The sequence below is a fragment of the Rhodococcus ruber genome, from assembly GCF_016804345.1.
Taxonomy (GTDB): Bacteria; Actinomycetota; Actinomycetes; order Mycobacteriales; family Mycobacteriaceae; genus Rhodococcus; species Rhodococcus ruber.
In genome coordinates this window covers 3,157,659-3,172,956 of the sequence record NZ_CP044211.1, presented here as the reverse complement: position 1 = coordinate 3,172,956, position 15,298 = coordinate 3,157,659, and the positions used below count along the sequence as shown (strand labels likewise).

Annotated in this window: 9 protein-coding genes; all 9 read right to left on the bottom strand. The window is 71.6% G+C overall.

What is annotated here, in order from left to right:
- Window positions 1–19: 19 nt before the first annotated feature.
- A complete protein-coding gene (locus tag F1734_RS14600) occupies window positions 20–1,174 on the bottom strand; it encodes a metallophosphoesterase (protein ID WP_010596522.1) in 1,155 nt (384 codons plus the stop codon).
- 4 nt (window positions 1,175–1,178) lie between these two features.
- Window positions 1,179–2,918 carry a vWA domain-containing protein gene (locus F1734_RS14595; RefSeq protein ID WP_017681702.1) on the bottom strand — a complete coding sequence of 580 codons (1,740 nt, stop codon included), beginning with the start codon at window positions 2,916–2,918 and terminating at the stop codon, window positions 1,179–1,181.
- Between the two features lie 147 nt (window positions 2,919–3,065).
- Window positions 3,066–5,258 carry a malate synthase G gene (locus tag F1734_RS14590; RefSeq protein ID WP_203010726.1) on the bottom strand — a complete coding sequence of 731 codons (2,193 nt, stop codon included), beginning with the start codon at window positions 5,256–5,258 and terminating at the stop codon, window positions 3,066–3,068.
- Between the two features lie 309 nt (window positions 5,259–5,567).
- On the bottom strand, window positions 5,568–6,968 hold the full coding sequence (locus F1734_RS14585; protein ID WP_010596519.1) for an NAD(P)/FAD-dependent oxidoreductase: 1,401 nt from the start codon (window positions 6,966–6,968) through the stop codon (window positions 5,568–5,570).
- 34 nt (window positions 6,969–7,002) lie between these two features.
- Window positions 7,003–8,421: an FAD-binding oxidoreductase gene (locus F1734_RS14580; RefSeq protein ID WP_140188629.1), complete on the bottom strand. Its 1,419-nt coding sequence runs from the start codon at window positions 8,419–8,421 to the stop codon at window positions 7,003–7,005.
- A gap of 97 nt (window positions 8,422–8,518) precedes the next feature.
- Window positions 8,519–11,506, bottom strand: coding sequence for an ATP-binding protein (locus F1734_RS14575; protein WP_238423951.1), 2,988 nt, complete (start codon window positions 11,504–11,506; stop codon window positions 8,519–8,521).
- A gap of 232 nt (window positions 11,507–11,738) precedes the next feature.
- Window positions 11,739–12,626, bottom strand: a complete 888-nt coding sequence (locus F1734_RS14570; RefSeq protein WP_203010725.1) for a 3-methyladenine DNA glycosylase — start codon at window positions 12,624–12,626, stop codon at window positions 11,739–11,741.
- 76 nt (window positions 12,627–12,702) lie between these two features.
- Window positions 12,703–13,788, bottom strand: a complete 1,086-nt coding sequence (locus F1734_RS14565) for a hemolysin family protein (protein ID WP_010596515.1) — start codon at window positions 13,786–13,788, stop codon at window positions 12,703–12,705.
- The gene (locus F1734_RS14560; protein ID WP_040269845.1) at window positions 13,788–15,158 is read right to left on the bottom strand and encodes a hemolysin family protein; all 1,371 of its coding nucleotides are present in this window, start codon (window positions 15,156–15,158) and stop codon (window positions 13,788–13,790) included. Before F1734_RS14560 ends, F1734_RS14565 begins: the two co-directional genes overlap by 1 nt.
- Window positions 15,159–15,298 lie beyond the last annotated feature (140 nt).

Here is a 15,298-nt window from a genome sequence, read left to right as displayed (position 1 = left end):
ACCCCAAACTCGAGGACGGTCAGACGGTCCCTACGGTCAGTTCGAGAATCGCCACTTCCGGAGGGGTGGCGATGCGGACCGGCGGCCCCCAGGCACCGGTACCGCGGGAGGTGTAGACGAGCGTGTCTCCGAACCGGTCGAGACCCGTCACCGTCGGCTGCTGCAGGGGCACGACGTATCCGAGCGGCCACATCTGTCCGCCGTGCGTGTGCCCGGACAACTGCAGATCGATGCCGTGCTCGCGCGCCTCGAACACGTGGCGAGGCTGGTGGGCGGCCAGGAGAACGAAGCGTTCGGGATCGCGGTCCTGCAGTGCCGCGGTCAGGTCCGCGTCGTTCGGGGCCGGCGCCGAATAGTCGTGGATGCCGGCGAGATCGATCGCGTCGCCGCCGCGCTCGAGGGTCACTCGCTCGTTGCGGAGGGTGCGTACACCGAGGGTTTCCCAGAAATCCAGCCAGGACATCGCGTCGTCGGCGTAGTACTCGTGATTTCCGCTGACGCCGTAGACCCCGAGCGGGGCACGCAGGTCCGCGAGAGGCGCCAGGTCGGGTCCGACGAGGGCGATGGTGCCGTCGGTGAGGTCTCCGCCGAGCACGATCAGGTCCGGCCGCTGTGCGTTCACGAGGTCCACTGCGCGGCGGGTGAACTCGCGGCCGCGGGACGGGCCGACGTGCAGGTCGGTGACGAGGGCGACGCGCAGCCCGTCGAATCCGGCCGGGAGCCGGCGCAGCGGGATCCGGGTGTGCACGAGCCGGGGCCGAGCGGCCTCGACCGTGCCGTAGCCGACGGCGGCGACCGCTGCGACGGTCAGCGCGCCCGTCGCGACCTGCAGAGCGCGCCGCCGGGAAGAATCCGGCGGATGGGCGGCGTCTCGACGGAAGCGGCGTACCGCTCGCGCTGCGAGGGACACGATCCCGATCAGGAGCGTGCCGAGGACCAGGTACAGCACTACTGCGAGCCAGGTCCAGCCGAGGAATCCGAACGGGCGGGCCCAGCGCGGGTCGAGTGAGGTGCCGCTCTGCGCACCGATCAGCGCGACGACGAGGAGGACGCCGAGCGCGGTGTTCGCGGCGATCGCCGCGCGCCCGCGCAGACCGGGGGCACGGACGAGGCGGCGGTGGAGCCAGAAGGTGACGAGGGCGAGGAACGTCCCCGCGACGAGTAGCCGGATCACGGTGTCAGGACATCAGCTTTCGGAGGGCGGGGGCGAGTTCGGGCCCGTCGGTCGTGGTGACGGAGACGAGCGCGCCGCCGGTGCGGTCGGCGAGGGTCTGCAGGGTGTTGCGGTCGGTGTCGTCGCCGAGGGTCACGACGTCGATCCGGACGGGCCGGTCGGGGTCGCCGGCGGCGGTGACGAGGTCGAGGATGCGCTGGCGGGTGGTGTCGTCGTCGTTGGCACTGTCGGTGATCAGGAGGACGGAGTTGGGCTGCCCGGGCGTGAAGTTTCGGACGGCGTCGACGTAGGCGGCGGCCAGGGACCGGTAGACGGCGGAACCGTCGGTGGTACGGGTGCCGCTCAGGGCGGTGGTCAGAGCGGTGCGGTGGTCCGCGGTGAGTGCGCCGCGTGCCACCGTGGTGCGGTACGGGGTGGTGCCGTCGAGGTCGTCGGCGAAGACCCACAGGGCGAGGTTCGAGGCGTCCGGTGACCGGTCCACGTGCTGGTCCAGGGCGGCGGCGAGGTGGGCGAGACGGGTGTCGTCGCCTTCGACGGTTCCCATGGACGTGGAGGTGTCGAGAAGGATCGTGGTGGTGCGGGGTGCCACCGGTGCGCGCCGGTGGTCCAGGAGGATGTCGGCCACGGCCGGGTCGGCGCGGTTCAGGGTCTGTTCGATGCGGGGGAAGGGCACCGCGTCGCTACGGGGTGCGGGCTGACCGTCGACCCGGAAACCGGCGTCGGCCAGGGCGCGGGCGGCGGCGGGTTCGCGGAGATAGCCGGTCAGTTCGGCGGCGGCGCGCGAGAGCGTCTCGTCGACCCACGGGGCGTCGACCACGGCGGCGGGGAAGTCGGCGGTGGGAGTGGGACCGGTGGGGACGAATTCGGCGAGGCCGGCGGCGCCGCCGGACGTGACTGCTGTGTGCAGCTGTTGCTCGGTGATCGGTACGGCGTGCACCGTGCCGTCGGCGCCGGGCGCGTCGGCGAGGGTGTCCAGGGCTGCGGCGGTGGTCGGTCCGGCGCCGGCTCCGAGGGCGTCGGCGCCGAGCGCGAGGGTCCCGACCGCGGAGGTGGTTGCCGGGGAGGCGGCTTGTTCGGCGGTCAGGGGGCCGGGTCCGGCGTCGGTGACTGCGGCGGCGACGGCCTCGAGGGCGGGTGTGGTGGCGTCGGCGTCGGGGCCGGTGGGCAGGGCGAGACGGAGGCCGGTCCAGCCGTCGAGGCCCAGACCGGCGAGGATGCTGCCGTCGGACTGGAGGGAGGGCAGCTGACGCCATGCGGTGTTTGCGGCGTCGAGGGCACGCCCGAGTGCGGTGGGGACGGCCAGCACGATCGGGGAGGTGGCGAGGGAGCGGGACTGTCCGTCGAGGGCCTGTGCCGCGCGCGCGGTGGCGTCGCTGCTGAAGGGGACCCAGAGGGCGGGTGGGGGCCCGAGGGCGGGGTCCCAGCGGGGGTCGGCGGCTGAGGCGTCTGCGGCGGCGGTGAGGGCGGTGGTGGCCGGGGTGGTGGCGACGGCGGTGACGCGCACGTCGATGCAGTGGTCGCGGACGACCGGGCGGGTGTCGGTGACCCAGCGGGCGGCGAGGGCGGTCAGTGTGGGGGCGACGGCGGGATCCGCGGCGACGTCGAGAAGCGCGTCACCTTCGACGCAGGTCTGTGCGGCTTCGGTCGCCTGCTCGTCGATGCGTTCGCGCAGGCGGAACCAGCCGACGACGGCGAGGACGAGGACGAGTGCCACGGCGACGGCAACGATCGGGCCCTTGCTCACACCTCTGGCGCCGCCCGTTCCGCGATGTCGACCCACGTGTTTCCTGCCTGTCGTCGTGTCTGCCCGCCGTCGTTCCCGGAGTCTAGTGATCGGCTGTGAGACGCCACGGCCCCCGATCCACCGTGGATCGGGGGCCGTGGCTGGGGGTCAGGCTCGGCGGCCGTGGGCGGCCTTGAATTCGAGGCGGCGCCGGTGCAGGATCGGCTCGGTGTAGCCGCTGGGCTGGGTGGTGCCTTCGAGGATCAGTTCCTTGGCGGCCTGGAAGGCGATGCTGGAGTCGAAGTCCGGGGCCATCGGCAGGTAGGTCGGGTCGCCGGCGTTCTGCCGGTCGACGACCGGTGCCATGCGCTGCAGGGCGCCGACGACGTCGTCGGCGGTGACGATGCCGTGGTGGATCCAGTTGGCGAGCAGCTGGCTGGAGATGCGCAGGGTGGCGCGGTCCTCCATGAGGGCGATGTCGTGGATGTCGGGCACCTTCGAGCAGCCGACGCCCTGGGAGATCCACCGCACGACGTAGCCGAGGATGGACTGGCAGTTGTTGTCGAGCTCCTCACGCTTTTCCTCGTCGCTCCAGTCGGTGGACGGGGCGAGCGGGATGGTGAGGATGTCGTCGACGGTGGCGCGGCGCGTGCCCTTCAGCTCGTCCTGCACGGCGAACACGTCGACCTGGTGGTAGTGGGTGGCGTGCAGGGTGGCGCCGGTGGGCGAGGGCACCCAGGCGGTGTTGGCGCCGGCGCGGGACTGGCCGATCTTCTGTTCGAGCATGTCGGCCATGAGGTCGGTCATCGCCCACATGCCCTTGCCGATCTGGGCCTTGCCCTGCAGCCCGCACGCGAGGCCGGTGTCGACGTTCCAGTCCTCGTAGGCCGAGATCCACTTCTGCTTCTTCATCTCGGCCTTGCGGACCATGGCGCCGGCCTCCATGGAGGTGTGGATCTCGTCGCCGGTGCGGTCGAGGAAGCCGGTGTTGATGAACACCACGCGTTCGCTGGCTTCCTTGATGCAGGCCTTCAGGTTGACGGTGGTGCGGCGTTCCTCGTCCATGATGCCGACCTTGAGGGTGTTGGCCGGCAGGCCCAGGACCTCTTCGACCCGGCCGAACAGTTCGGTGGTGAAGGCGACTTCTTCGGGGCCGTGCTGTTTGGGCTTGACGATGTAGATCGAGCCGGTGCGGGAGTTGATCAGCGGCCCGGTCGCGTTGCCGACGGACAGGCCGTGCACGGCGGCGAGGCTGGTGATCAGCGCGTCGAGGATGCCCTCGGGGACCTCGTTGCCCTCGGAGTCGAGCACGGCGGGGTTGGTCATGAGGTGACCGACGTTGCGGACGAACAGCAGCGATCGGCCGTGCAGGGTGAGGTCGGAGCCGTCGGGGGCGGTGTAGACGCGGTCGGCGTCGAGGGAGCGGGTGAAGGACTTGCCGCCCTTGGAGATCTCCTCGGCGAGGTCGCCGCGGTTGAGGCCGAGCCAGTTGCGGTAGCCGATGACCTTGTCCTCGGCGTCGACGGCGGCGACCGAGTCTTCGAAGTCCATGATGGTGGTGACCGCGGATTCGAGGACGACGTCCTTCACCCCGGCGGCGTCGGTGCTGCCGATCGGGGAGTCCGGGTCGATCTGGATTTCGACGTGCAGGCCGTGGTTGCGCAGCAGCACCGCGGTGGGGGCGGTCTTGTCGCCGAGGTAGCCGGCGAACTTCTCCGGCTGGGCCAGGGTGGTGGTCGTGCCGTCGCCGAGTTCGATCTTCAGCTCGGCGCCGTCGACGAAGTACCGGGTGGAGTCGGTGTGCGAGCCGGTGGCGAGGGCGGCGGCGGTGTCGAGGAAGTCGCGGGCCCAGGCGATGACCTTGTCGCCGCGCACCTTGTTGTAGCCGGTGCCCTTCTCGGCGCCGCCTTCTTCGGAGATGGCGTCGGTGCCGTAGAGGGCGTCGTAGAGCGAGCCCCAGCGGGCGTTGGAGGCGTTGAGGGCGAAGCGGGCGTTGAGAACCGGCACCACCAGCTGCGGTCCGGCGGTGGTGGCGATCTCGGCGTCGACGCCTGCGGTGGTGACCTGGAAGTCGGCGGGCTCGGGGACGAGGTAGCCGATGTCCTGGAGGAACGCCTTGTAGGCCGCGGCGTCGTGCGCCTGGCCCTTGCGGTCGCGGTGCCAGGTGTCGATCTGTGCCTGCAGCTCGTCCCTCGTGGCGAGCAGGGCGCGGTTGCGGGGGGCGAGATCGTGGATCACCTTGTCCGCGCCGGCCCAGAACTCGGCCGCGTCCACCCCGGTGCCGGGGATCGCCTCGTCGACGACGAAGTCGTAGAGCACCTTGGCGACCTGGAGTCCACCGACTTGCACGCGTTCAGTCATTACCTGCCTCACTCTTTCCGGGACCTGTGCGCTCGCGTCGGCGGCGCCGACGGGCAGCACGACGAACAGCACTCACGTTACCCGCCGGTAGTTTCGGGCAGGCCGGTTCGACCCGCCGCCGGGGCGGTACATCGATTCAGCAGCTCCTCTCCAGGGCCGCGGCGCGATGGTGAGCGCCGACCGCTCGCGGGCGTACTGTGCGCGCCCGGAAGCGGTCTCGATCGTGATCGGCGAGTAGCCGCAATCGCTCAGATCATACGGGGTGGTCCGCGACCCCGGCCCGCCCGGGCGGGCCGGGCGGCCGCGCGGTCACGCCGCCTGCCGGGCGTCGTCGAGCAGTCCGGTGAGGTTGGCGAGGGCGGGCCGGACGTGCGTGGCGAATCGTCTCGTCGCTTCCCGGACGAGGGGCCGGTCGGCGCGGTGCCGGAGTCCCCGGGACGTGTTGAGGCGGGAACGCTCGAGCCAGTCCGCCATGTCCGGTTCCTTCGACCATGCGTACTCGGCGTTCGTCTCGACGAGCGTTCCGCGGATCCAGTCGAGGGGGACGTCCGGTAGCCGGTTCGGTGGGCAGAGCCGGTTCTTCTCGGCCGGGTCCCGGCCGGTGGCCTCCACGAATCCGACGAGGGCGGCATTGAACGGGACGAGCCCCGTGCGGACGGGCTGCAACGTGATACGGCCCTCCTCGAAGATCGGGACGGCCGGTGCCGGGTTCAGGCCCGGGGCGGCGCAGTGGACGTGGAGGTGACCGGGCCCGGTACGGATCGTTCCGTGGTCGAGCACGATCGTGTCGTGTTCGATGCGTCGCACGTGCCCGAGCCGGACGACGTCCTCGATGCGGCGGAGCTGCTCGAGTTCGGCGGTGCTGACGGTCGGCCCCTTGTACATGGTGGGGAGGACGTGCTCGTCGACGCGCAGCAGCTGTTCGCTCGCCTCGAGCCGGGCGAACAGCTCGGCCGGCGTCCTCGCCCGGGCGGCGGCTTCCATCTGCCGGGCCAGTCCCTCGATCAAGTCGTCGACCAGTTCACCGCCCTGGGCGAACCGTCGGTTGCGCAGCCACGCCTCCCGGGGTTTGACCCACTGGATCGCGTCCGGGGGCAGGCCGAGCTGCAGCAGCCACAGGCACGCGTCCATCGCGGTCTTGCCCGCCCCGATGATCACGTACCGTTCGGGCGGTTCGGCCACGCGCGCAAGGGCGTCGACGGGGACGCAGCGGACGCCGGGGGCCACGTCGAACGGTGGTGTGAACGTGGCGGGTATCGCAGGCTCGAGGTAGGTGGCGTCGACGAGGGCGGTGCGGACCTCCACCTCGTACCGGTCGGTGGAGATCCGGGAGACGAAGCGATGGTCACCGACGTATTCGCTCATGGGGAAGTAGCGCACCGCTCCGGATGTCAGCAGATTGCTGCGCATGACACGGTCGAAGTATGCACAGATCTCCGGTGCGCTCGCCTGTTCGTACATGCCTCGGTTCGGGCCGGTGCGGTCGATGACGTCCGTCCCGAGCGGCAGCGAGTTCACGCCGTAGTACGCGGACGGCTGGTGCAGCCGCACGAACGGGTAGGCCTCGTTCCAGTGCCCGCCCGGGGCGTGACGCCGGTCCACCATGACGACGTCGGTGTCGGAATCGGTGATCAATGCGTCCGCGAACGCCATGCCGGCCGCGCCGCAGCCGATCACCAGATAGTCCGCTTCCAGCCTGTGCGTGGGCATAGTCCGTTCCTCTCCGGGCGGGTACGGTTCCGGGCTACCGTTCGGCCGCGGCGGGCCGGATGTTCTGGTTGACGTGGAAGACGTTGTCCGGGTCGTAGCGGCGCTTGATCCGGGTGAGCCGGTCGTAGTTGCCGCGGTAGGCGGACTCGACCCGGTCCTGGCCCTCGCTCATCAGGAAATTGACGTAGGCGCCGCCGGCGGAGGTCGGGTGCAGCTGTTCCCAGTAGTCGCGAGCCCACCGGGTGATGAGGCCGACGTTGGCGGGGTCGGGGTCGACACCGACGATGACCCCCGCCCATCCGCCGCCCCGGTACGCGAACGGGGTCGCGTCCTCGGGGACGCGGCTGGTGGCCCCGTCGATGGGATAGAGGTGCATGGTGGAGTGACCGGTCGGCAGCTGCGGCCCGTACCTGCAGTGCACGTCGATTGCGGCGTCGGTGATCTCGTCGAAGAAGTCCGCCCGCCAGTACCACTGCAGGCCGGGCGGGTAGAGGGCGTCGAACGCGCTCTGCAGGACGGTGAACGGCATGTCGTGCAGGCCGACCAGCAGCGGCGAGCCGTAGGTCCGGATGGGGTCGAGCACCTCGTCGGCCTTGGCGTGTGGTCCGGTGTAGCACCAGACGATGCCGCAGCACCTGCGGCCCCAGAGGTCCTCGGGGAACGGGGCGGCGGGTGGGACGGTGAGCAGCGCGATCCAGCCGCTGAGTTCCTCCGGGAGCGCCGGCAGCAGCTCCCGGTACCAGCGCATGACGTCGGCGGTGTCGGCGAGGTCGTAGAGCACCGGGCCGCCGACGATCATGCCGGCCTCCCCGATGTCGTGGCAGCGGAAGGTGAAGGAGGTGACGACGCCGAAGTTCCCGCCGCCGCCGCGCAGCGCCCAGAACAGGTCGCTGTGCGAGCTCTCGTCGGCCGTCACGAGCGTGCCGTCGGCGAGGACCACGTCGGCGGACAGAAGGTTGTCGACGGTCAGCCCGAAGCGCCGGGAGAGGTAGCCGATGCCGCCACCGAGGGTCAGCCCGCCCACGCCCGTGGACGAGAGGAAGCCGGACGGGGTGGCCATGCCGAAGGCGACCGTGGCGTGGTCGACGTCGCCCCAGGTGCATCCGCCGTCGACGCGGACGGTGTGGTGTGCCGGATCGACTGTGGTGCTGCGCATCAGGGACAAGTCCACGACGAGCGCGTCGTCCCACACGCCGAGACCGCCGGCGTTGTGCCCGCCGCCGCGCACGGCCAGGGTGAGCGCGTGGGCGCGGCCGAAGCGGACGCAGGAAACGACGTCGGCGGCGTCCCGGCAGCGTGCGATCGCCGCGGGATGTTTGTCGATCATGCCGTTGTAGACGGCACGCGCCGTGTCGTAACGGGTGTCGCCGGGGGTGATCAGGTCGCCGCGCAGTGCCGCGGCCAGGTCGTCGTACGGCACCGCGCCGGCCGGCCGGGTCGAAATGGTGGTCACGAAAGCCCCTCTCGGGTCGGTCGCTCGCCGGTGCGGGCGTTGTACCGTCGACCCTAGGAAGAGGGCGTTCGCGCAGCGTTCGGGTGCGCGCCGCCGGTCACCGGGCCGGGGGAACGCCCGGGAGCGGCAGGTCGACGCCGTGTTCGGCGAGGTCCCGCGCGCAGCGCCGGAGCAGGGCGGCACTGCCGTGGGCGGCCGCGGTCCGGGCGGCGGCACGCAGTCGCACGATCGCGGCGACGTGGTCGTCGTGCGCCGCGCGCATCCGCATCACCTCGGGCAGCCACCACAGGTCGTCGCGGGCCTGTCCGGCGACTATCGCGGCATCGAGCGCGGCCCGGGCAGCGCCGGGTTCCCCTTCCCGCACCGACAGGTCGGCGAGCAGCGAGAGCCAATACGGCATCCGGGCGAACGAACCGGCCGAGCGGAGCGTGTCGATGCCGCGCCGCATCTGCACGAGGCCGGCCTCGCCGCCGCGGGACCACCCGCCGAGAATCAGCGCCCACTCGCTGTAGTAGGCGAATCCGTACCGGATGCACAGGTCGGTCAGTTCCGCGACGGCGGCGTCGAGGGCGGCGGGGTCTGTGCGCAGGTGGTGGGTGATGCCGCTGTAGGCCAGGGCGACGGCCAGGCTGTAAGGATGATCGATCGTTTGGGCCAGCCGGACAGCCTCGTTGCAGCAGCTCAGGGCGGCGTCGTTGTGGCCGAGCAGCCAGTGGGCGTGGGCCGCCCAGGCGCTGCCGTGCACGTCGGGCCGGGTGCCGACGGTCAACGAGGGAGCGCCCCGGGTCAGTGCGGCCGCACGGTCGAAGTGGTGGAGCGCCTCCTCGGGGCGGCCGAGCTCGACCGCGGACCCGGCGAATGCGAAGTGGGCCGACCCGCGCAGCGGGGAGCCGGGGTCGACGAGAGTCAGTGCGCGGGTCGCGACCTCGTGGGCGCCGGCGATGTTTCCCTGCACGAACCGCGACGACCAGAGGCCGACGAGGCCGGCCAGGAGGGAGTCCTTGCGGCCGAGGGACTCGGCCAGCCGGATCGAGCGCTCGAGGGTCTGCTGCAGTTCGGGGGAGGAGTAGCCGTATCGTGCGTTGAGCGGCGCCGCCATCTCTTCGCGGACGGCGAGTTCCTGTACGGCGGCGTCGCGCCCCTCGAGTTGGGTGCGAGCGATGGCGAGTGCCTTCTTGTGCAGTCGGATCGCCTCGGTGTGGGCGAAGGTGCTCGAGGCGACATCGGCCGCGCGACGGTAGTAGGTCACTGCCCGGTCCGGTCGTCCCCCGCGGGCGTACTGCTCGGCGAGTTGCGCCGAGACGCTGTCGTAGTCGTCGGCGTGCAGCAGTTCGAGGCTCTGCGCGAGACGGCGGTGCAGCAGCCAGCGCCTGGGCGGGCTGATCCGGGCGTAGGCGGCGTCGCGGAGCAGGTCGTGGGAGAAGTCGTAGCCGTCGCGGAACTGTCGCAGGATTCTGCGTTGCCACAGCTCGTCGACGGCGCGCACCACGGCGTCGGTGTCGAGGTCGCTGGCCTCGGTGAGCAGGTCGAGGGTGAAGTCGCGGCCTACCGCCGCGGCGAGTCCGGCGACGTCCCGTGCGGCGGGGCTCACCTGCCCGATCCGGTCGTGCAGCACGTCGGCCAGGCGGCCGGCGGGGGCGACGCCCGGTCCGCTGCGCATCGCTTCGATGATGTAGAGGGGGAAGCCACCGGTGGTCGCGTGCAGTAGTTCGGCGTCCTGCGGGTCGAGCGGGCGCCCCCCGAGCGTTTCGGCCAGGCGGGCGGTGCCGCAGGCCCCCAGGGGCTGCAGTGGCAGGTCGGCGAGCAGACCGGCGGTCCGCATCCGGTCTGCCCATTGCTCGAGGTCCCGGTTCTCGTCGGTGTCGTCGGTGCGGGCTGTCGCGGCCACCATCAGGGGCGCGTCGGGTGTCAGGGACAGGCAGAACGTCAGGAACGTCAGCGTCTCCGGGTCGCACCACTGGATGCTGTCGAGGGTCAGCAACACGGGGCGGCCGCCGCCGATCAGCGCCCGCGCCAGGCCTTCGAAGAACCGGAGGCGCTGCCAGGCGTCGACCATCGCTCGGACGCCGGCGCCGGGTTCCGGGCGGGCCGCGCCGGACGGTACGAGCCTGTCGACCTCGGCGCGCCAGATCGGGTCGAGCGCGGTGAGCGCGGGCTGCACCGCGGGGGTACGGAGCCAGTCCGCTACCGGGGCCAGGGCGAGCCGTCCGGACGTTCCGAAGCATTGGGTGCCGGCCACCACCGCGGGTTGTGCGCGGGCGGTGGTGGCGATCTCGGCGACCAGGCGGGTCTTGCCGACGCCGGCGCCGCCGGTGACGAGGACGAGGGTGGGGTGCCCGGCGGCGGCCGTGCGCCACGTCTCGTGCAGCCGACGGAGTTCGCGTGTGCGTCCGACGAGTGTCGGGGCGGCGAGTCCGGGCCGCTCGGCCGCCGGTCCGGCGATGGGGCGGGCGGTCGCGGTGGGGTCCGCGGGGGCGAGCAGGCGGTCGGCGAGGGTGCGCGTCGCCGGGTCAGGTGCCAGCCCGAGTTCACGTTCGAGGACGGCGGCGCAGCGGTGATAGGTGCTCACTGCGCCGGCGCGGTCGCCGTGCTCGGCCTGCAGGGTCATCAGGGTGCGGTACCCGCTCTCTTCCAGGGGTCGGAGGTGGATCCGGCGGCGGACGGCGTCGATCGCCCCGGGGAGGTCGCCGGTGCGCGTCCGGAGCCGGCACAGCAGATCGCACAGGTCGACGCAGTGCCGTTCGAGATCCGATCGGGCCTCGAGGATCCAGTCGTCGTACATGCCGGGCAGCAGGGGGCCGCGGTATTCGGCGAGCGCGGTGGTGGCGTGCCGCAGCGCCGCCTCGTCGTCGCCGCTGGTCGCGGCCGCCCGGGCGGCCTGGTACTCGACGGTGAAGGTCCGTAGGTCCACCCGGCTGGTCTCGGTGTCGCGCCAGCACAGATCCCGGGAGGTCACCTCGACGGCCGGGTCGTCTTCGAGGGCGCGGCGCAGGTGGTGCAGTTCGCGGCGCAGGTTGGTCAGGGCCTGGGCGGTTGTCGAGTCGGGCCAGAACAGGGGGGGCGATGAGCTGGCGGGGCTGTGCAACTCCGGCGTGGAGGGCGAGGAAGGCGACCAGGGTCGTGCCGCGAGGGGACCGCGTCACGACGGCGCCGGTCGTGTCGTCGGTGATCGACTGCTCACCCAGGACGGAGACGTACAGCATCAGCTCGTGGCCTCTCCAGACTTCAGCCTAGACCCGGGGAGGGATATCCCTCCCCGCGGGGGCCGCGCCGCGCGCCGGGGACGTCCCGGGGAGAGGGCAGGCGGCGGTGTCCGCTCAGCGGTGGCTGTGCTCCCGGCCGGCGTCGAGGAGTCGGCGGCACCGGTCGAGCAGCGCCGCGCGCAGTGGCGCGGAGCGGTCGGCCAGTTCCGTCTGTCCGCGGACGTACTCTGCCCGGCCGCGGGGTGTCTCGATCCGTATGGGCGGGTAGCCGTGGTCGCTCAGGTCGTAGGGGCTGGCCCGCATGTCGAGTTCCCGGGCGGCGTAGGCCAGTTCGAAGCAGTCGGCGGTCAGGTCCGAGTCGAGCAGCGGGGTGAGCTTGTAGCACCACTTGTACAGGTCCATGGCGGCGTGCAGGCACCCGGGTTGCTCCCGCCGGATCTGGTCGTCGCGGGTGAGGGGTTCGAGATTGAGGGGGCCGGCGGCGGGGGTGAAGAACCGGTACGCGTCGTAGTGCGTGCAGCGCAGCTGCAACGATTCGACGACGGCGTCGGTGCCGGTGTGTCCGAGCCGCAGCGGTACGGCGCTGTGGCGGAGGTCGGCGGGCTCGGTCCGGTACACCATGGCCCACTCGTGCAGGCCGAAGCAGCCGAGGTGCGCGGGACGGGAGGTCGTGGCCTCGAGCAGGTCGGTGACGTAGCGGATGGTGTCGCGCCGGCGGGCGAGGTGTTCGGGGTCGGCCGAGACCCCGGCGCCGGTGGTCCGGTAGCCCCGGAGGGAGGCGTACTCCGCGGATGCGGGGCCGGTGAGTGTCGTTCCGAAGCCGGGGTGCCAGCGCAGGAGCTGGGACGGCGTGTAGCTGTAGTAGGTGAACAGGAAGTCGATCACCGGGTGTGGTGTGCCGTGCGCGCGTTGGTCGAGGTAGGGGGCGAGCAGCGCCGTCAGCCGGTGGCGGTGCCGCTCCCGGCGGGGCAGCCAGTGCTCGGGTTCGAGGACGGTGGTCACCGCTGCCCCCCGGTATCGACTGCACCGACGGTGCAATGATTGTTGTGCCGCGTCGGGGTGTCGGGTGGGCGGAGGTTCACGGACGTGGTCCCGGGCCGGGGTCGGCCATCCGGTGGGTGGTGTCGCGCACGGTGCCGACGAACTGTTCGACGAGGTCTTCGAGCGCGACGATGCCGATCACGGTTCCGTGCTCGTCGACGACTCCGCCGAGGTGGGCGCTGGTGCGCCGCAGCAGCGACAGCGCGTCGTCGAGGGGGGCGTCGACCGGCACCGGCGGCAGGGGCCGGATCTCGGCGGTCGCGATGAGGGTGTCCGGCCCTGCCGATTCGTCGCGCACGAGGTCGAGGACGTCCTTCAGGTGCAGGTAGCCGGCCAGTTCCCCGTGTGCGGTCTCCGCCGGGTACCGGGAGTAGCCGGTCTCGGTGACGGCCTGCTCGACAGCTCCGAGTGTGGTGCCGGCCGGGCCGAGCGGGACCGTGCGGACCCCGGACAGGGGGATCGTGACGTCCGCGACGGTCCGTCCGCTGGTCTGGAGGGCCTGGGTCAGACGCCGGTGTTCCTCCTCGTCGAGCAGTCCTTCCGAGCGGGATTCGCCGATCATCTCGGACAGTTCGAGTTCGGTGACGGTGACGTCCAGTTCGTCCTTCGGTTCGACCCGCAGCAGGCGCAGGCTGAGGTTGGCGCACAGGTTGTAGAACGCGATCAGTGGCCGGGCCACCTTCATGAACAGCAGGTGGGTCGGTACGAGCAGCATCGCCGAGCGTTCCGGTCCGGCGATGGCGATGTTCTTCGGAACCATCTCGCCGAGCAGGATGTGCAGCACCACGACGATCGTGAGGGCGAGTGCGAAGCCGATCGGGTGCAGCAGGGAGTCCGGCACGCCGAGGGCGTGCATGGGTGTTTCGATCAGGTGGGCGATGGCCGGTTCGCCGACGCGGCCGAGCAGGATCGAGCAGATGGTGATGCCGAGCTGGGACCCGGCGAGCATCAGCGACAGGTGCTCCCCGGCGGCGATGACGGTGCGGGCGCGTTTCTTGCCCTGCCCGACGAGGGCTTCGAGTCGGTCGCGGCGCGCGGTGATGAGGGCGAACTCGGCACCGACGAAGAATGCGTTGCCGGCGAGGAGCAGCACGGTGAGCAGCACCGCGAGCCAGTCGTTCATCACCGGTCTCCGTTCTCGCGGCCGGGTGCGTGCTCGTCCTCACCGGCAGGCTCGGTGGGGACGAGCAGGACGCGGTCGATGCGGTGCCCGTCCATGTCGAGGACCCGGGCACGCCAGCGGTGGTCGGCGTCGCCGGGCCGGTGCGGCAGCAGCACCTCGTCGCCGGATTCGGGGATCTCCCCGAGTTCGGTGAGGAGCAGCCCGCCGAGCGTCTCGTATTCGCCGTCCGGTGCGTGGTATCCCGTCAGGTGGGCGACCTCGTCGATGCGCAGCAGGCCCGAGCAGGACCAGCCCTGCTCGACGCGCTGCGCTTCGGGCTCGGGTTCGTCGTGTTCGTCGCGGACGTCGCCGACGATCTCCTCGATCAGGTCCTCCATGGTGACGATGCCGGCGGTGCCGCCGTATTCGTCGACGACGAGCGCGACCTGCATGCCGTCGGAGCGGACCCGTTCCATGACCGCGTCCCCGTCGAGGGTGGACGGCACGACGGGGACCTGCCGGGCGAGAGTGTGCAGCTGGGTGTGGGCGCGGCGCCGCGCGGGCACGGTGAACGCGTGTTTGACGTGGACGACGCCGACGGTGGCGTCGAGATCGCCGTCGACGACCGGGAAGCGGGAGTAGCCGGTGCGCGACGAGGCGTCGATGAGGTCGAGGACGGTGTCGTGGACGTCGAGGGACTCGATGGTGACGCGGGGGGTCATGAGGTCTTCGGCGGTGCGTTCCCCGAAACGCAGCGAGCGTCCCACGAGCAGCGCCGTGCTCTCGTCGAGGGCGCCGCGTTCCGCCGAGGCGCGCACCAGTGATCCGAGTTCCTCCGGGGAGCGCGCCGAGCGCAGTTCCTCGGCCGGTTCGATACCCAGGCGCCGCACGATCCGGTTGGCGGCGCCGTTGAGTCCGCGGATCGCCCATTTGAACACGAGCGAGAACCCGGCCTGCAGGCCGGCGGTGGCGCGGGCGGTGGCCAGGGGCCGCGCGATGGCGAGGTTCTTCGGTACGAGTTCGCCGAAGACCATCGAGAACGAGGTGGCGATGATCAGGGCCAGGGCCAGGGAGATGCCGGAGGCGAGGGCGGCGCCGAGTCCGGCGGCGCGCAGCAACGGGTCGAGGAACCGGGCGAGGACCGGTTCGGCGAGGTAGCCGGTGATCAGGGTGGTGATGGTGATGCCGAGTTGGGCGCCCGAGAGCTGGAAGGACAGGGTGCGGTGGGCGTGCTGAACCTGGCGTGCGCGCAGGTCGCCGTCGCGGGCGTGCGCGTCGACGGTGCTGCGTTCGAGGGCGGTGAGGGAGAATTCGGCCGCCACGAACACCGCGGTGCCGGCGGTCAGGGCGATGAACCCGAGCAGGCTGAGGACGGACAGCAGGACGGACATCAGCACCGCTCCCGGGCCGGCGGCAAGCTCCGCTCCGATGTCGCGAAGGTCCGGCCGGGTATGTCACCCGGCTCGCTAGGGGAACCCTCCGAACCGGCGGAGTCGGACTCCGCGTCGGCCGTGGCGGCCGGAGGCCGTGT